At 72.3% G+C, this 18,593-nt stretch carries 8 protein-coding genes; 3 read left to right on the forward strand and 5 right to left on the reverse strand.

Features of this window, described 5'->3' with window-relative positions:
* Positions 1-35: 35 nt before the first annotated feature.
* From AB0D44_RS09985 to AB0D44_RS10005, 5 genes are all read right to left on the reverse strand, one after another.
* Positions 36-9,335: a neuraminidase-like domain-containing protein gene (locus AB0D44_RS09985; RefSeq protein WP_362587184.1), complete on the reverse strand. Its 9,300-nt coding sequence runs from the start codon at positions 9,333-9,335 to the stop codon at positions 36-38.
* 38 nt (positions 9,336-9,373) lie between these two features.
* Positions 9,374-10,519, reverse strand: coding sequence for a kelch repeat-containing protein (locus tag AB0D44_RS09990; protein WP_362587187.1), 1,146 nt, complete (start codon positions 10,517-10,519; stop codon positions 9,374-9,376).
* Positions 10,516-11,727 (reverse strand): kelch repeat-containing protein, encoded by a 1,212-nt coding sequence (locus AB0D44_RS09995; RefSeq protein WP_362587190.1) that lies wholly within the window; start codon positions 11,725-11,727, stop codon positions 10,516-10,518. Before AB0D44_RS09995 ends, AB0D44_RS09990 begins: the two co-directional genes overlap by 4 nt.
* A 27-nt stretch (positions 11,728-11,754) precedes the next feature.
* Positions 11,755-12,972, reverse strand: coding sequence for a kelch repeat-containing protein (locus AB0D44_RS10000; RefSeq protein ID WP_362587193.1), 1,218 nt, complete (start codon positions 12,970-12,972; stop codon positions 11,755-11,757).
* Between the two features lie 163 nt (positions 12,973-13,135).
* Positions 13,136-14,074, reverse strand: a complete 939-nt coding sequence (locus AB0D44_RS10005; RefSeq protein WP_362587196.1) for a glycoside hydrolase family 16 protein — start codon at positions 14,072-14,074, stop codon at positions 13,136-13,138.
* 465 nt (positions 14,075-14,539) lie between these two features.
* Between AB0D44_RS10005 and AB0D44_RS10010 the strand changes: the two genes are divergently transcribed.
* The 3 genes from AB0D44_RS10010 (at position 14,540) to AB0D44_RS10020 (ending at position 18,403) form a co-directional block, all read left to right on the forward strand.
* The gene (locus AB0D44_RS10010) at positions 14,540-14,962 is read left to right on the forward strand and encodes a hypothetical protein (RefSeq protein ID WP_362587199.1); all 423 of its coding nucleotides are present in this window, start codon (positions 14,540-14,542) and stop codon (positions 14,960-14,962) included.
* Positions 14,963-15,068: 106 nt separating this feature from the next.
* On the forward strand, positions 15,069-17,144 hold the full coding sequence (locus AB0D44_RS10015) for a glycosyltransferase (RefSeq protein ID WP_362587208.1): 2,076 nt from the start codon (positions 15,069-15,071) through the stop codon (positions 17,142-17,144).
* Between the two features lie 2 nt (positions 17,145-17,146).
* Complete coding sequence (locus AB0D44_RS10020; RefSeq protein WP_362587202.1) at positions 17,147-18,403, forward strand: acyltransferase; 1,257 nt, start codon at positions 17,147-17,149, stop codon at positions 18,401-18,403.
* Positions 18,404-18,593 lie beyond the last annotated feature (190 nt).

The raw sequence follows: 18,593 nt of genomic DNA on the forward strand, positions 1-18,593 counted from the left end.
GGCGCCGCCCCCGCCCGCCGTCCATCACCGCCCCGTCACGGCACCCGCGTCACCTCGTACTGCCACACCAGCAGCAGGTCCACCACCGCGTCCGGGTGCAGCCCCCCGTCCTTGCGCAGCCGCGGGTCGAGCCCCTGCAGCGGCATGGTCACCACCCAGTCCTCGTCGTGTTCGGCGACCTGGCCCTCGACGTCGAAGCGCGCCCGCGGCTGGCCCTTCAGCTGCGGGTCGGCGGTGAGCGGGGCCGGCGCGGAGTGGCCGCCGGGGGAGGTCAGCGTCACGGTCAGGTCGCCGGCCCCGTCCCCGTAGCAGTCCACGTACCGCGTGGTCCCGTCGGCGGCGAGATCCGTGGAGAGCACGAGGACGATCTGCGGGTCGGCGAGCGTGATGCCGTCGTCGCCGAACAGCCGCGGGAACCAGCGCTTGGACACCGCGAACCGCAGTTCCGGGCTCGTCCCGCTCACGAACCGGTACCACTGGTCGCCGAGCTCGCGCCGGGCGCTGAACGCACGCAGCAGACCCTTGCCGCCGTGCGCGTGGAGCCAGCCGTTCAGGCCGTCGCGGAGCTCGGACACGGCCCGGTCGGCGAAGTCCGCCCCGCCGTCCCGTGCCGTGTACCGCAGGTGCATGACCACGTCGGCGATGGACTCGTAGTCGAACTGCCGGAACTCCCGCGGCAGACCGAGCCGCCATTCGCCGATGACCCCCGCCCCCTCGAAGGGCAGGAAGCGCTCGTCGCGCAGACTCGTCTCGAACAGTCCGCTGTCGTCCTGCCCGGTGCTGGTCACGACCGACTGGACCGGCCCGGAGTAGTCCCGGAAGCGGGCGTCCGGTGTCTGCCTCGCATAGCGGTTTCCGGGCAGCCGCGGGTCGGTGCGCACACTGCTCCGCAGGAGGGTGGCCGTCAGGTTCACGCTGGTGTACGGGCCGCCGACGCACGGCACGGTGAAGCCCACCGTCTTGATCCGCCGCAGATAGTGGCCGGGTGTGTCCAGGTCGAACAGGGCCTCCGGCAGCGATACGTAGCAGCTGCCGGTCTCCTTGAGCGTCAGCAGGGCGTTCGGGTCGAGCTGGGCGAGGGACACCGCCTTCGTCAGCTCGAACTCCCGGGCGTTCGCCGCGAGATACGCGGCGTCGAGCCGGTTGAGGTCGCTCGCGAGCCGCTCGCCGGCGAGGAGGCCCTTGCGCAGGGTGTCCCAGTGGCCGAAGCGCACGAGCTGCGGACCGTCGGCGCCCAGCTCGTACCGCATGGCCTGCTCGGCCCGCTTGGCCGTCTCGTACGCGAGCTGGTACGCCTGGAAGTAGGAGGTGGACAGCTGCCCCACCATCCAGTCGTACAGCTCCTGGCCGGTGTACTTGTCGTGCAGGAAGCGGTCCGCCTCCCGGGTGTGGGCGGCCTGGAGGTCGTGGTTGGCGAGCTCCCGCCGGGCGATCTCGTGACGGACGACCGCTGCGTCGATCTGGGCGTCGTAGTTCGAGATCTCCCCGTCGGCCTGCCCCTTCTGGAACTCCCACTCCTCCGAGCGCCGCTCGTAGCCGGCGAGTGTCGCCGCCAGAGAGGCTCCCGAGTGGAAGGTGCCGGCGATCTGCGACAGCGAGCCCGACAGGCCCTTGAGTGCCTCGCCGAGGTTGGTGCCGCCCCAGGTCGCGCCGATGGTGGTCGGCGAGCCGATCTTGAGCTCCGGGAGCAGCCGCATGACGCTGACCGTCATGTCGACGGCCGCCGCGATGGTCTGGGTGCCGATGCCCGACCAGCTGAGGGCCTCGTGCGTCTTCTCCCCGGCGTTCATCTTGTCGCGCGTCGCGTAGTACTCCTGCCTCTTCCTCGCCCCGGCGCGCGCCTGCCGGAGCCCGGCCAGCGTGTGGGCCGCCTCGGTGACCTGGGCGTTCCGCACGTCCCGTACCGCGTCGAGCAGCGCGGTCTCATGGCTGGAGCGCAGCCGGGCGAGGGCCTCCGCGTCCCGCTTCTCCAGCGCCGCGAGCAGCTGCGCGCCGAAGGACTTGACCTCGGCGGTGTACTCCCTCGCCTTCGCGACCATGGTGGTGAAGCGGTAGTGGGGGAGCGGCCCGCCCAGGTCCTCCGCCACGGATTCCAGGCCGGCCCCCGTTGCGACGGCGCCGACGAGCAGGGCGGGGTCGATCGGGGCGCCGAACAGTTCGAACGCGCGCCGGACGCCGTCGATGTCCTGGCAGTGCCGGATCTTGTACAGCCGGTCCTCGACCGTGTCCCAGTAGCCGAGCAGCTTGTCGTTGGGCGGGATGCGGAAGTAGCCCAGCCAGCCGAGGCCCAGACCGGGCGAGATCCCTGCCGGCGGCGGCTGCGTCCCGCCCACCGGGATCAGGTGCTCGGCCGCCGTCACCGGATCCGGCGCTGCCGCGTCGCGGGCGCGCAGCTCCGCGTAGCTGAGCGGCGCCGGCTCGTTCGGCGGGGGTACGGACACGGGACGCGGCCCGAGGAGCTCGGCGGCGAGCACGTACATCTGGGTCGCCAGGTTGAGGGATTCCAGGGTGCCCTCGCGGAAGAGGTGGTCGCCCCAGGAGATCAGGTTGTCGAGGTACCGCATCACGACCGCCTTCTGGTAGGCGGTGGTGCGGAACTTGGCGACCACGTCCGGTTGGAACGGGTCCGCCAGCCACTCCTCGACCCGGCGCCGCTCGCCCGCGTCACCCTCTGCGAGGCGCTTGAGGATGTCCTCGATCCGCTGCCGTTGGTAGTCCTTCTGCAGGTAGAAGGGCTTGGTGATCCAGTAGCGCGCGGGCGACCGGCCGCCGGCCCGCGAGGTCGGGTCGAAGATCTTGTGGAACCACTGCTGCGCCTCGGCGAAGCGCTGGTTGGCACTCAGCCGCTGCGCCATGAGGAGCGGGATGTGGAAGAACAGCTCCCAGTTGTAGTCGGCGTACGTGCCTTCCGGTGTGAAGTCCACCTCGGTCTCGGACGGGTAGTCCGGCGACACCAGCTGTGTGGGCGCGTAGGAGCGGAAGTCGAACAGCGGCCACTGCGCGCCCGGTTCGAGCTGGACCGACCGGTCGAGCAGGGCCCGGGTGCCGTCGCGGTTGAGCAGGCCCAGGAACAGGTCGACGTGCGGGTGGTACATCGCCGTGAACCGCAGCCGCGTGGGACTGGAGTGGAGGTCCGGCGCGATGTGGTAGCTGCGTGCCCCGTCGGTGAAGGTCGCCGAGTCGTAGAGCCAGCCCTGGGGCGAGGCGAAGGAGACGGGCAGCTGCAGCCGGAAGGGTGCGGTGCCCAGCGGGTTCTCCAGGACCGGATCACTGCCGTAGAAGTGGAACAGCTCGGGGAGGTGGACCTTGCCCCGGTAGCCGGGGGGAGCGTGGGGCTCGGGATGCTGGACGAACTCGTTGTTGATGCTCTGCGTGTCGGTCGGCCAGATGAAGAGCTGCCCGCGGGCCGCGGCCTCGGGAGTGCCGTCGTAGCACAGGACGGTGGGGTCGATGGTGACGGAACCCGGCCGCGGGCCGAACCGGAACGCTCCGGAGATCACTCCTCCGCGCGGGTCGGGGAAGACGGACGAGTGCAGGTTGTACACGCTCCACACCACGAGTTCGCCGTCCGGCCCGAGCTGCGGGTAGAGCCGGTAGCGGCCGGTGGTCAAGAACGGATCGGCCTCGGCTGCGATCTGCTCTTCCTGACTCATGGGCCACCAGCCCCTGAACGTATCGAGCGACTGCTGGGTGATCCGCTTCGGCTGCCAGCCGCCGTTCGCGTACTGGGTCCAGTTGAGCTGCGTCTTCCAGTAGATCTGCGGCTGCTCGATCGCCGAGTCCTTGACCATCGGGTCCGGCAGCCTCTTGATCGCCTGCGGATCACCCGATTTCACGAACGTCGGCCACATCAGGTGCAGCCGCTTGTTCCACACGAAGGGTACGAGGGCCGGGGTGTCGAGGTCGAGTTCGATCTTCTCCCACGGCGTCCATGTGGTCCGGTTCTTGATCCAGCGGCGGTGGTGGAAGATCCGCGGCGCGGAATCGGTGCACGCGAAGAGGTGCACCACCTCCACGCCGGAGGACAGGTCGTGGACGATGCCGCAGGGATGGAGCCGGGCCACCGAGTCGAGCCGGTCGACGTAATTGCGGTAGACCTCCTCCATGGTGTCGCCGACCACCTCCTTCTGCATCAGCTCGCTGCGCAGACTGGCGAAGAACGGGGACGCGCCGGCCCGCAGATCGGGCTGGAAGTAGTTCTCCGGGTACAGGAAGACCTTCTGGTTCGCCTCCCACAGCCGGTAGCGCTTCATCCACTCCCACTGCTCCCAGGTCTCGTCGTCACCGGGCTGCACCCGGACCTCCAGACCGAGCAGCACCCGCTGGACGAACAGCTGGACCGTGTAGATCGCCTGAGCCATCCGCGTGGTCAGCCGGCAGCCGCCCATCTCGACGTCGAGCAGGAAGTGGTCGAACAGGCCGTTGACGTCCTTCCAGAACGGGAAACCGACGCTGGTGGTCAGCGGGTACGCGACGAGGTACGACACCAGTGCGGTCCGTTGCCGCTCGCGCAGCGCGTCGGCCACCGGGACGGCGGCGGTCAGCCAGTCCTCGGGCGAGAACCGTGCCTTCGCGGCCATCACCACCGACTGCACCATGTCCACCGGCAGTTCGGAGGGGATCCAGGCCGCCGCACGCACCGCCGACACCCCGAGCCGGCGCAGCAGCGAGACGGCGGTGCGCAGCCGGCCGAGGCCCCGCTCGTCCCCGAGCTCACCGGGCAGGGTGATCTCCAGCATGCCGGCCGCGCACAGCACCTCGACGTCGTCCCGGTTCCACCCGGTCCGCTCGCTCAGGGTGTCGAAGACCCGGTCGCCGGACGCGCCCGGGCCGCGGCCGGCGGCGAGGACGGCCCCGAGCGTGCCCGAGCCGCCCGGGAGGGTGTCGCGCAGCGCGAGCAGCCCGAGCAGCCGGACGAACGGCCGGTACAGCGGCGACGCGCCCTCGACGCGGGACACCGGAAGCGCTGCGAGATCGAGCCACCCGGCACCCGCCGCGTACCCCATCACCCACGGCAGCTCCTCGCCCGTGACCCGCAGCCGCGACAGGGCCAGCGCGACCCGGTACAGCAGCGACAGGGCGGTGAACTGCACGGGGAAGCCCGTGCGGGTGACCGCCACCACCCGGTCGCTGCCGACGAACGCGGGCGCGAGGAAGTCCAGGACCAGGGGTCCGGGCTCCGACAGGGCGCGCAGCCAGGTCCCGAGCAGGGCGTCCGCGCAGGCCGCGTCGAGACCGGTCGCCTGGCTGAGCTGGAGCTTCACCGTCGTCTCGCTGAGCTGTCGGCGCAGCTGCGGCAGGAGGACCGACAGGACGTGCCGGAAGCGGTCGGCGGGTGCCTGCGGCTCGTTGAACAGGGTGTCGGCGTGCGACGCGTCCAGGAACGCGTTGTCGCCCCCGACCGGTTCGTTCTGCACGCCCTGCAGCAGGTGCACCGCCCGCTGGAAGTCGCCGTCGCCCGACGCCGCGATCAGGGCGTCGATCTCGTCCTGGCTGCGGTGGCCGAGGGAGCACAAGGTCTGGGCCGACGGGTCGTGGAACACCTTGCCGACGAGCTCGGGCGGCAGCGCGAGACCGGCGGGCATGGTGGTCAGCGGCGTCCGGTGGACCGGGATCCGGTAGGCGTTCATCTGGGTGGCCACGAACTGCCGGGGGGCCGAGAACAGCTTCCGTACGATGATCCCCCACAGCTCGCCGGAGCCGAGGTCGTACATCCGGTCGCGCTGGGCGAGCGTCATCGGGCCGGTGAACCGGAGCATGCCCTGTCCGTCCGGACCGGGCTCGAAGCGCACCGGAAGGTCAGGGGGATACGGCCGGGCGCCGATGTCGTTGGCGACCGGGGCGCAGTACACGACAGTGCCCAGCAAGGTCGCCACCGCCTGCTCCACCCGGACGGCGTCCCAGCCCAGCAACGACAGATGACGCCCGGTCAGCACGCCCTTGTCGTCGGTGGTCTGCGCGGTCTGCTCGTACACGGCCCGCAGGGCCGAGCGCAGAGCGGTGAGCGTCGAGCCGAGGGCGGCATCGGACGGCACGGTCGAGCCCTCGGGGCCGGTCGTCGCGGTCAGCACGGCGTCGGCCTCGGCGACGGCCAGGCCACCGGCCGCGATCGCCTCCACCTCGTCGGCGAACCGGGCCGTGTCCGCGAGCGAGGCGCGTACCGACGCGGCGGAGTCCCCAGCCGCCGGCGGCTCGCCCAGCCCACCTCCGGCGCCCGCCGAGGTCCCCCTGGGGCCGGGGTCCTCGACGGGTGAGGGGCGCAGCCGTACGGGCCGGCCGGCCGGCAGCTCCGTCTCGCCGTCCCCTGCCGTCCCGCCGCCGTCCGGCGCCCGTCCGCCGGGGCGGGTCGGACTGCCGCCGCGCAGCTCGAAGAGCCGCAGCAGGTCCGCGACCGGCAGCCGCAGGGCGCGGGCCAGCGTAACCGTCCGCACCAGGGCGGACAGGTTGGCGAGCGTGAGGCGGGTGTCCGCGACCACGGCCCGCGGCCCGGTGACGAGCGTGGTCAGCTCGGCGTCCGTGACCTCCAGGCCACTGAGCAGGGCCGCCGACACCGGATAGGCCCGCAGGTCTCCCGCGCTCTCGACCTCGGTGCGGGACGGGTTCAGCGTGAAGGGGTTGCGGCTGCCCGGAACAGCGACGATCACCGTGTCGTCGAGGAACAGGCGGTCGTACAGCGGAAGGTCGTCGCCCGTGCGGTACGGATGCGTGTCCAGCGGGCCGAACAGGCACAGCAGCCGCTCCACGGGCAGGCCGAACCGCTCGGACAGGCGCCGTACGCCGACCACGCAGGACAGCGTCGCGGCGGTCAGCTCGCCCGGTGTGCACGTGGCGATGACCCGGTCGAGCCGGTGCGCCGGCCAGCCGAGCACCCGCCGCAGCCGCTCGAAGCGGTGCAGCCGGTCGAGGGTGTCCGTGGTGAGGCCGTTGATCCGCAGCAGTCGTGTGTCGCACGGGTGGTCGGGGTCGGTCGGCTCGATCACCAGGCTGCGGACCGGATCGACGAAGCGGGTGTCGAGCACCGCCTCCAGCTCCGGATATTCCAGTTGGGCCGTGTCGAGCATGGCCCGCACGGACGAGACGGAATCGAGGAGCTGGTCCGGGGGCAGGGCGGAGGGCTTGCCGTAGAACGCGGCCAGGGTGTGGCCCGGCCCCGTGGCCTCGCCCGTGATCATCCGCAGGGCGGTCAGGGTGATGCCCAGGCTCTCCGCGACCACCTCGACGGAGTCCGCGCCCGCCGGGTGCAGCGTGGCCATGAGCTCCTCGCGCCGCACGCCGAGCAACCCCAGGTAGCTGCGGGCGCGGTCGGCCCAGAGGTCGTACGGCAGCGACCACGGGTACAGGGCGGATGCCAGCCGGTTGTAGGCGCCGTGGTTGGTCCACTGCGGCTGGATCCGCAGATGCGCCGGGTCGCCGCTGCTCTGCCGCCGCCGGTCCGCGGTGGCGGGGTCCTGGACGATCGCGTTCTCCAGGACTTCGTTGACGAGGTCGATGTACGGAAGCGTGAGGTTGGTGTTGTCGCAGCTGAGTTCCACGTGCCACAGGTCCGGCCGCCGGGCGTACAGCGTGTCCGCCATCGGACTCTCGCCCAGTTCGCCCATCGAGCCTGCACTCGGTGCCCGCTTGAGGAAGTACAGCAGGTCCACCAGGTAGGCGGGCTGACTGTAGAGGGTGCGGCACTCCTTGCAGGAGCACTGGTCGGCGGAGCCGAACAGCTCCCCCCAGTCCGGGACGAGGTCGGTGTGCGCCTCCACCGGGGGCAGCCACGGCACGTCGAACTGCCCGGCGGTGCGCAGGTCGGCCACCAGGTTCACGGCGGCGGCGTGCACCCGCAGCGCCCGCGCGTGCACCGCGTGCGCCTCCGCCTCGTCGAGGTGCCCCGCCATCCGCTCGGCGAAGGTGGTCCGGGCCACGCCCGCGATGGCGGAGGAGGAGGAGAACCCCTGGTCCCGCAGCGCCCGCATCGCCTCGAAGCGCGGTGCGACCCGGTACACCCGCTGGATGGCGGCCAGTTCGGGCCGGGCCTCCTCGTCGGGGACGCTGCGGGAGTCGACCGGCGTGCTCAGCAGGTCGAAGTCCGGGTTCGCGGTGAGGAAGCGGGCGGCGGGAGCGGTGTCCGGCTCGGGGGCGGTGGCGAGCCGATGGGCCACGTACGCGGTCGGGTAGGTCCGCTCGACCCGGGAGCGCAGCTCGCCGGCGTACTCGGAGGGGGAGAACGCCGGGGCACTGGCGTGCGGCGGGCCGCCCGCCTCCGCCACGAGGCCTTCCCAGTGGCCGTCGAGCCGGACGAGCTCGCGCGGATGGGTGAGCTCTCCGCTGTCGAAGCGCTCCAGGAGCGCGCCCACCAGCTCGGGGTGCCCGTCGGCCACCCGGCTCAACTCGAGGGCGAGGTGCAGCCGTGCGGTCGTGTCCGGCGGCGCGTCCACGGCGAGCAGCGATGCGTGGGAGGCGTGCCGGGGGCCGTCGTGATCGAGGTGGGCGCAGAACAGCCGCCGGCGCACCTGCGGGTCCGCGATCGTGAGGGTGAAGAGGCGGGCCAGGGCGGACGGCGGTGTCCCGTCCGCGGAGCCGTCGAAGCCGTCGATGCGCTCGGGGAGGTCCGTACGCTCGGAGACGTCCGTGCCGTCGCAGACCCCCGCGCGCTCGGAACCGTCGCAGCCGTCGGAGCCGAGCTGACGGGCCCGCAGGGCGGCGAGGAACTCCTCCCCGCCGTCCGCCGAGTCGATCAGGCGGAGCTCGACGGCTGCCGCGAGCGCCTCGCGTACGGCACTCGTACGCCGCAGGGCGAGCTCGCCGACATCGTCCGGAAACCCTCGGCGCAACAGGCCGTAGAACAGCTCCGGCGACTGCCCCGTGGTGCCCGCGAGCCGGGCGGCCCCGGCGAAGAGGCGGACGTGCGCGGCATCGCAGCCGGCGGCATGACCGAGGAACCCCGCCTCCTCGGGGGTGAGTCCGGCCGGATCGGCCCCGTCGAGCAGCGGTGTCACCGCCGTGAGGAGCCGGGCGTACTCGCTGCGCGGGTCGGCGGGCAGGGTGACGTCCAGGTTCTCCTCGGAGCCGGGCGCCGGGCAGGAGGCCTCGGCCGACCTGCCGTCGGGGGACGAGACCCGTACCACCAGAGCGGCGGGCCCGGCCGGCGGCTCGTACTCCAGCCGGTAGCGACCGTCGTTCCCCGTCCGGGTCTCGCCGAGCCCGCTCGCGGAGCGCAGCCGCCGTGAGGCGAGCTCGACGCGGGTCCCGGCGGCGGCCGGCCGGCCGTCATCGGTGACGGTGCCCGTGACCAGGCGCCGCACGGGTGGCGGGGCGGAACCGGTTGGTCCGGCGGTCGCTTCGGTCATGACGGAACTCCTCCGTGCTGTGAAGGTGGTCGGGGGAACTACGCAGTGAACAGCTCACTGGTGCGGGTGAGTTGGAGGTAGGAGCCCGAGGGGGTGGCGGGTCCGGTCCGCACGGTGCCGCCCGCGACCAGGACCCGGCCGTCGGCGAGGACGACCGCGGCGCAGTCGAGCCGCCCCACCTCCGTCCCCGGTTCCTGCGACCAGGTCCCGAAGCGCGGGTCGTAGCGGACGGCGCTGCGGTAACCGGCTTCGCCGAGCGTGTCGTTGGTGCCGCCGACGACCAGGACCTCACCGGTCGGCAGGCGCACGGCCTGGTGCAGCGACCGGCCCCAGGGCATGTCCGCCTCCCGGCTCCAGGCGCCGGTCGCGGGGTCGTAGCGTTCGGCGGTGGCCCGGCTGTACGGGTCGGGCCGCCCCTGGGTGCCGGCGTCGGGGTCGCCGCCGCCGGTGGCGAGCACCGTGCCGTCGGCGAGGGCCGTCAGCCGGTGTCCCGTGCGGGCCGCGGCGAAGCCGCCCGTGGCCGTCCAGCGGCCGGTCGCGGGGTCGTACCGTTCGCAGTACGCGAGTCCCGCCCCGCCCCGCCAGTCCCGGCGGGTCGCAGCCCAGCCGCCCGCGACGAGCACCGCGCCGTCGGGCAGCGCGGCGGCCGGGTGATGGGCACGGGCGTCGAGCATCGGGCCGGTCGGGGTCCAGCGCCCCGACTGCGGGTCGAAGACCTCGGCCGAGGCCAGCGCGCGCTCGCTGTCGGGGGAGCGGGCCGCGGCGCCTCCGGCCACGAGCACCCGGCCGTCGCGCAACAGGGTCGCGGAGTGTCCGCACCGTGCCTGCCCCATCCGCCCCGCGTCCGACCAGCTCCGCCCGACCGGGTCGTACACCTCGGCGCTGTCCAGCGCGACGACGGGATGGCGGGCCGGACCGCCGCAGCCGCCCACGACCAGCACGCGCCCGTCGGCGAGGACCGTGGTCGAGTGCATCCGCCGGGCCTCCCGAAGCGGCGCGGCCCCGGTCCACACCCCGGTGCGCGGGTCGAAGAGGGCGGCCCCGTCCTGGGCGGTGAGCCGGTCGTCGCCACCCCCCGCGATCAGGACGCGGCCGTCCGCGAGCCGTACGGCGGAGCTCTCCGCTCCGAACAGGTTCCGCTCCCACGGCAGCTCGCCGGCATGAGCCCACTGCCCCCGGTTCATGGCGTGAACACCTCCGCCGCGCCGGCCGGGACGTCCTCGCCGGCCCGGGGAGCGGCCGGGCCCGCACGGGAGATGCCCCCTGCCGCGAGCACCCGCCCGTCGCCGAGCACGGTCGCCCCGAACGCCCAGCGGCCGGTGAGCAGGGGACCCGCGGGCGACCAGTGCCGGGCGCCGTCCTCCCAGCGCAGAGTGCCGGCGAAGCCCACGTCCAGACAGGCGCTTTCGGTACCGCCGAACACCAGCACTCCGTCCCCGGCCGGCACCGCACGATGGTAGGCGCGGCCCCAGGGCAGGGCAGGACCCGGGCGCCACGTGCCGGTCGTGACGTCGTAGATCTCCGTGCTCGACAGGCTGTAGGGCCGGAAGCGGGCGTCGTCCGCGGCGCGGCCGGGTTCGCCGCCGATCGCGAGCACGGAGCCGTCGGGGAGCGGCACGGCCTGGTGCACGGCGCGGGCCGTGCGCAGCGAGCCGGTCGGCTCCCAGGTCCCGCTGTCCGGGTCGTACACCTCGCACAGGCCGAGCGCGGGGCAGGCGCCGTGCCGCCAGGTGCTGACCATGCCGCCCACGGCGAGGACGCGGCCGCCGGGCAGTGGGACCGCCTGATGGTCCCAGCGGGCCACGGTCATGGCGCCCGTCGCCGCCCACGTCTCATGGACCGGATCGAAGACCTCGGCCGTGGCGAGGGTGAGCATGTCCCGGCGCGAACGGGGACGCTGACCGCCCGCCACGAGCACCCGCCCGTCGCCGAGCACCGTCGCCGAGTGCCCGTTGCGCGCCTCGGCCATCGCGGCCGTGACCCGCCAGGTCCCGCTGCCGGGGTCGAACACCTCGGCGTGGTCGAGCGTCGGCTGCGGAAAGGCCTGCCGTCCCGGAATGCCGCCCGCGGCCAGCGCGCGGCCGTCGCGGAGGGCGGTGAGGGAGTGCATGCGCCGGTCCTGGAGCAGGGCGCCCGTCGCGGCCCACGTGCCCGGGCCGGGATCGAAGACGGCGGATCCGTCGAGCGACAGCAGCAGGGGCCCCGCGCCGCCCGCAGCCAGGGCCCGGCCGTCCTCGAGGGTGACCGGCCCCTCGTACTGGCCGTGCCAGTAGAGCAGCGGCATCGGCAGCTCCCCGGAGGCCGTCCACCCGCCGCCGGCGGCCCGTACGCTCGTGGCGGGCCGTGCCGGATCCGCCACCGCGCCCGCTCCACCGGCCAGTAGGTCGCGCAATTCCACTCCTTCCGGACCGTGCGCCGGTCAGGGCGTGTAGGTCTCCGTGGTGGCGGTGACCCGGTCCTCGCCCGGCACCGGAGCCGCCGCGCCGGAGTGGGTGAGACCGCCCATCACCACGACCCGTCCGTCGGGCAGGGCCACCGCGGCCGGAGCCCAGCGGCCCTCGTTCATGGGGAACTCGGCCGACCACGCACGGGCGCCCGGGTCGTACAGCACGGCGTTCTGGTAGCCGACGGCGAGCGAGGAGTCGTCCGTGCCCCCGAGCACGAGCACGGCGCCCGACTTCAGCCGCACCGCCCGGTGGTGGCTGCGGCCCCAGGGCATGTCGGCGTCGGCGCTCCAGGTGCCCGGACCCGGGTCGTAGCGCTCGGTGGTCCACTGGCTGTACGGGTCGTAGGTCCAGTCATCGTCCCGGAAGCCCTGCATGTCCCCGCCGGTGACGAGCACGCCGCCGTCGAGGAGCAGGGTGGCCTGGTGGCCCTTGCGGGCCCTGGCCAGGGTGCCGGTGGGCGTCCATGTCGCATCCGAGGGGTGGAACAGCTCGCAGTGGCCGAGCGCCGCGTAGCTGGCCCGCCCCACCGCGAGCGCCCCGCCGACCAGGAGCACCTTGCCGTCCTCGAGCCGCACCGCGGGGTGTCCGAAGCGGGCGTCCGTCATCGGCGCGCGCACCGGCGTCCACCGCCGGCTGTCGGGGTCGTACAACTCGGCGGAGCGCAGCGTCCGCAGGGAGTGGTCGTCGCGGGCCGTACAGCCGCCCGCGACGAGAACGCGGCCGTCCTTCAGGGCCGTCGCCGAATGCGAGAACCTGCCCTCGCCGAGCCCGCCGACAGGGATCCAGCCCCCACTGCCCGGGTCGTACAGCTCGGCGGAGGCCAGCCCGGCCGGGGGCGCTCCAGGTCCTGCCCCGAGGCCGCCGACCACCAGCACCTGCCCGTTCGAAAGACGCGTCACGGTGTGCAGCCGACGGGCCTGGGCGAGCGACGGCATGGACTTCCACACGCCGGTCGAGGGGGTGAGGACCGCGGCGCGGGCGGTCGGCATCCGCCGCCCGTCCTCGCCGCCCGCGATCACCACGTCGTGGTTCTCGAGCACGGCCGCCGCCTCGGCCGGCTGCGCCCAGAACCCCGCGTACGGCACGTCCGACGCCGGCCGCCACACGCCGGGAGCACCCCCCGCCGCTGCGGCGCGCCCCGCCCCCGGCGGGTATCCGCGGACCCGCGACGGGCGCATCCGTTCCCTCACGATGCCGCACCTCATCTCGTCGGGGCGTTACTCCCCGGCGAGTTGGGCGCGGACACATGACGTCATCCGTGCGGAGTAGGCAGAAACGATCACCCCGCCCCACGGCTTTCGTCCGCGACTCGGATTCCGGCAGACGGGTCAACGGCGCAATGCCGGACCGAAGTCAGGACGTGGGCACGGTGTTGACGTGGTGAGTGCCGGCGCTGTAGAAGCCGTCCACCGTCTTCTGTACGTCCGCCGGGGAAACGGCCTCATCGGCCTTGTAATAGAACCAGTTGACCTTCATGTCCCAGGTGCGCGGGCCGCCGGTGAAGGGGAGGTCGATGAACCAGTTGCTGAAATGGATGTCCATCTTCTCGCGCGGGACGTACTTGCCGGAGCTGGTGAACAACTCCTTTCCGTCCAGGGAATAGGTGACCTTTCCGTCCATCGCGGTGATCATCATGGTGTGCCAGCCCTCGAGGCGCTCCTTGAGCGTGTGGCTGACGCGGTCCGGCGGATCGGCCTTGTACCAGCTGACGGAGTCGAGTCGCGGACCCACCGAACCCCAGCCCCCGTTCGGCAGGTACTCGTGGTCGAGTTCGCTGTAGTTCGCCGAGGAGTCGGAGGGTGAGATCGGGAAGAAGGTCTGGACGACGTGGTCGCCGTTGCGACCGCTCGTGGGCTTGCTGCTGAAGTAGACCCGGGCGGCGTAGGTCCCCGTGAACAGGTCGGCGCCGGTGCTCTGCACCTCGACCTGCCTGGTGCCCTGCTTGGTGCCGTCGGTGGAGGCCTGCAGGTGCAGGACCCTGCCCCCCTGGGCGGTCGGGTCCGAGGGGAAGCCGGCGCCGGTGCTGGACCAGGTGTCCTTGATCCCCGGGCTGCCCGCGCCGTTGCGGACCTCCCAGCCGTTGGCGGTGAGCGAGGGGTCGTCGGGGCCGCTGTAGTGGAAGTCGTCGAACAGGGTTCCCGGCGGCCCGGAGGGGGTGGGCGAGGCGGTGGGCGCGGGCGCGGCGGCGTCGTCACCGGGGCCGCCGGAGCACGCGGCGAGGAGGCACAGGAGGGCGGGCAGCGTGAGCACGGTCCACGCGCGGCGACGTGAGGTGCGGTGGGGCTGGCTCACACGGGCTCCTTGGGGGCGTAGAGGCGGCACCTGGACACGCCCTGTGCACGGGATCAGATGACTGCATGGGGATCAGATGACTGCGTGAAGATCAGATGACTGATCGCACGAGTGGGGATCCTAGCGAAACGAGCGTGCGGTTCTCACCGCCGCGTGCGCGGTCGCGATTCCGGCGCAATCGAGCCCGGGGCCGCCGACTCGGAGGGTATCGCGCGCGTGATCGATAGGTGACCGCGATGCACGCCTCGTTTACTCGCCGGTACATCCCATTGGCATTTCGATCCGATTACAACACCTGAGCAGATCAAGCCAAATGCATACATCAAGCCGTATTCGATTCAGGCCGGTGCACTAGCGTTCGCCCTGCTCTCCCGGGGTCTAGTGCCCTGCACTGAAAGGCCTCGCACGGTGCGCCGAACCATTACTCCTCCCGACCACAGGCCGGCGCTCCCTGCAGAGCCTGACATGTATGAGTCAAGTTTTGAGGAGCCTGCCCCCGCCCCGGTGTTCGTCGACCAGTCGGGTCTGCGCGGCCGTCTGCTGCGGGGCCTCGGCTGGCCGGTCTCGGTGGTCGGCGCGGTCCTGGCCGTCGCCATGGGCAGCAGCCTGATCGGCGTGCAGGCGGACGCCCCGGCGATGGGCATACCCGCCCAGCCATCGCGGCCGCCCTCGCCCGTGCCGTCGCTGTCGCCCACCCCGTCGCCCGCGGCGTCCTCGTCGTCCTCGCCCGGGACGGCCGGCCGGTCGGCCACACCCCGGACGAAGTCCTCGGCCACACCCTCGAAACCCGCGGCCACCACATCGAAACCCGCGGCCACCACGTCGAAGCCGACGACCACCACGTCGCGCGGGGCAAAGCCTTCGGGCCCACCGGCCAAGCACCCCTGATCACCCGCACCACTCATCTCCAGGAGTGTCATTGTCCCGCCACCAGCGCCGCCGGCAGTCCCTGCTCAGGCCGCGCCGACTGGCCGCGCCGCCGCTGCGCTTCTTCATGCCGCTGTCCCTGCTGGCCTGTCTGCTCGCGCTCCTCGTCCTGCGGGGCCTCGCCACGAACGAGGCGTTCCACGACTCCCGGATCGCGATCTCGGTCGACAAGACGACCGTGCCGGACCACCTGCTCAAGGGCGGTCCGATCATCGATGCCCGGGGTGCCAGGAACGAGCGCCCCGTGAGCTATCGCATCCCCGACCACACCGTGGTCCTGAGCTTCGACGACGGTCCCTCGCCGGAGTGGACTCCGAAGATCCTGGAAGTGCTCGCGTCCCGCAACGTCCGTGCGGACTTCTTCGTGACCGGCGCCATGACCACGCGCCACCCGGACCTGATCCGCCAGATCGTCGCGGGCGGCCACGAACTCGGCGTGCACACCTTCACCCACGCCGACATGGCGTACCAGTCCCGGGGCCGGATCGGCTGGGAGCTGGCGCAGACGCAGCTCGCGCTGGCCGGAGTCGCGGGCATCCACAGCGCGCTGTTCCGCCCGCCGTACTCCTCCGACGCCACGGCGATGGACGACTGGAACTACCCGGTGATCAAGTACGTCGGCGCGCGCGGCTACCTCACCGCGTTCATCGACCGCGACACCGAGGACTGGAAGCGTCCCGGAGTCGAGGAGATCGTCAAGAGGGCGACGCCGTCCAAGCCCGGAGCGGGCGCGCTGATCCTGATGCACGACGCGGGTGGCGACCGTACCCAGACCATCGCCGCGCTCGAGCAGGTCATCGACAAGCTGCAGGCCCAGGGCTACCGCTTCACCACCATCTCCGACGCGCTCGGCGCCTCCAGCGCCACCGTGCCGGTGCACGGGTACCAGCTGTGGGCGGGCAAGGGATACATCTGGGCCACCCAGTTCGCCGTGCTCACCCTTCCGGTACTGGTCGGGCTGCTGGCCCTCGTCGGCTTCCTCAACTTCGGCCGGTTCGCGCTGATGCTCGTCCTCGCACCGATCCACGCCCGCCGCTCCAAGAAGCGGGACGCCTGGGGGCCGCCCGTCACCGGGCCGGTCACCGTACTGGTCCCGGCGTACAACGAGCGCGAGTGCATCGCCAACACCCTCGAGTCCCTGGCCGCCTGCGACCATCCGATCGAGGTGATCGTCATCGACGACGGCTCCACGGACGGCACCGCGGACATCGTCGAGGAGATGGCCCTGCCGTTCGTGCGCCTGATCCGCAAGGCCAACGGCGGCAAGTCCAGCGCGCTCAACGCCGGTATCGCGGCGGCCTCGCACGAGATCATCGTGATGATGGACGGCGACACCGTCTTCGAGCCGTCCACCGTGCGCGAGCTCGTCCAGCCCTTCGCGGACCCGGCGATCGGCGCGGTCGCGGGCAACGCCAAGGTCGGCAACCGCGACAGCCTGATCGGCGCCTGGCAGCACATCGAGTACGTCCTCGGCCACAACCTGGACCGCAGGATGTACGACATGCTGGGCGTCATCCCGACCATCCCCGGCGCGGTCGGCGCCTTCCGCAAGGAGGCCCTGCAGCGGGTCGGCGGGATGAGCGACGACACCCTCGCCGAGGACACCGACATCACCATCGCCGTGCTCTGCGACGGCTGGCGGATCGTCTACGCCGAGCACGCCCGCGCCTGGACCGAGGCTCCCGCGAGCCTCCAGCAGCTCTGGTCCCAGCGCTACCGCTGGAGCTACGGCAGCATGCAGGCGATGTGGAAGCACCGCGGCGCGGTGACCTCCCGCGGCCCGGCCGGGCGCTTCGGCCGGCTCGGGTTGCCGCTCGTCGTGCTGTTCGGCGTGGTCGCCCCGCTGCTGGCGCCGCTGGTCGACCTGTTCCTGCTGTACGGCGTGCTGTTCGGGGACGCCCCGATCACCCTCACCAGCTGGGGCGGCTTCATCCTGCTCCAGGCCGCCCTGTCCTGGTACGCCTTCCGGCTCGACCGTGAGAAGCCCTGGCATCTGATCAGCCTCCCGATCCAGCAACTGGTCTACCGGCAGCTGATGTACATCGTCCTGCTCCAGTCCGCGATCACGGCGATGACCGGTGGCCGGCTGCGGTGGCAGAAGCTCAGGCGCACCGGCGAGGTCGCCGTACCCGTGGAGGCCTGACCGTGACCGCATCCATCGACCTCGGGCGCACCCACGACACCGTCCAGCTGAGGGTCCCCGCCGTGCTGCGACAGGGGCCGGGGCCGGAGCCCGAGCCGGAGGCACCGGCCAAGCGCAGCGGCGGCCGGGACCGCTACTTCGACCTGCTGCGCGCGCTGGCGCTGGGCCGCGTGGTGCTCTACCACAACTTCGGCTGGTTCTGGCTGCCCCTCGTCTTTCCGTCGATGGGCGTGATGTTCGCGCTGGCCGGCTCGCTCATGGCCCGCTCGCTCAGCCGTCCCGCCCTCGGCGTGATCCGCGGCCGACTGCGCCGCCTGCTGCCGCCGATGTGGCTGTTCGGCGCCGTCATGATCGCCCTCCAGATCCTCGACGGCTGGGGTCCCGACTCCGAGGGCCACCCCACCTGGTGGTGGTCCAAGCTGGCCTTCTGGATCCTGCCGCTGAGCACCCCGCCGTACGCGGACGAGCTGGCCGGCTTCCAGCACGTGGAGCAGAGCTGGGCCGCGCAGATCGTGGTCCCGCTCTGGTACCTCCGGGCCTACCTGTGGTACGTCCTGCTCTCACCGCTGATGCTGCGGGCACTGCGACGGTTCCCGGTGCCGACTCTGTGCACGCCCCTCGCCCTGACGATCGTCATGAACACGTTCTTCGCCGACCAGGAGTTCATCTACAGCCGGGTCTGGGAGACCGGCAACGACTTCGCCGTGTTCGGCTCCTGCTGGATCCTCGGCATGGCCCACCGGGAGGGGCTGCTCAAGAAGATCCCGCAGTACGTACTGCCGTCCATCGCGCCCCTGATCATGGTGGCCGGCCTGTGGTACCTGCAGACCCGGCCGGTCGATCCGACCCAGCCGACCGACATCGAGTCCTGGCCGATCGCCCAGGCCCTGTGGTCCCTCGGCTTCGTCGCCCTCCTGCTCCACGTCAGCCCGTCCTGGGAGCAGTGGCCCAGGCCGCTGGAACGCTGGAACGGCCTGGTCGGCCTGCTCAACGCACGCGCCGTCAGCGTCTACCTCTGGCACGAGGTCGCGCTGGTGGTCGCCGTCCCGCTGATCGACCCCCTGTGGAGCGTCCACTTCTTCTACGCGCACCTCCAGTGGCTGCTGGCCAGCCCGTGGTTCACGCTCCTGGTGGCGATCCCGCTGCTCGGCCTGCTGGTGCTGACCTTCGGCTGGGTCGAGGACCTGGCCGCCAAACGCTCGCCACGGCTCTTCCCGTACCCGCGCCGCCGACGGGGCAGGCGCCGGGCCGCCGATTGAGAGCGGCGCACCCGCCTGGAGGGAGCAACACCCCCTCCAGGCGCCGGCTTCGTCCCTCCGGAACGAGCCCGGACTCCCGGGGGAACGGCCGGGGCCGCTAGGGGGTGTCTGACGGAGGTCCGTGGTGAAGGAGCGGTGTCCGGTGCGTGCTCTCGGCGTGCCGGCCGGATGCCCCCGTACTGGACGTACT

The organism is Streptomyces sp. NPDC048349 (genome assembly GCF_040651925.1).
GTDB lineage: Bacteria > Actinomycetota > Actinomycetes > Streptomycetales > Streptomycetaceae > Streptomyces.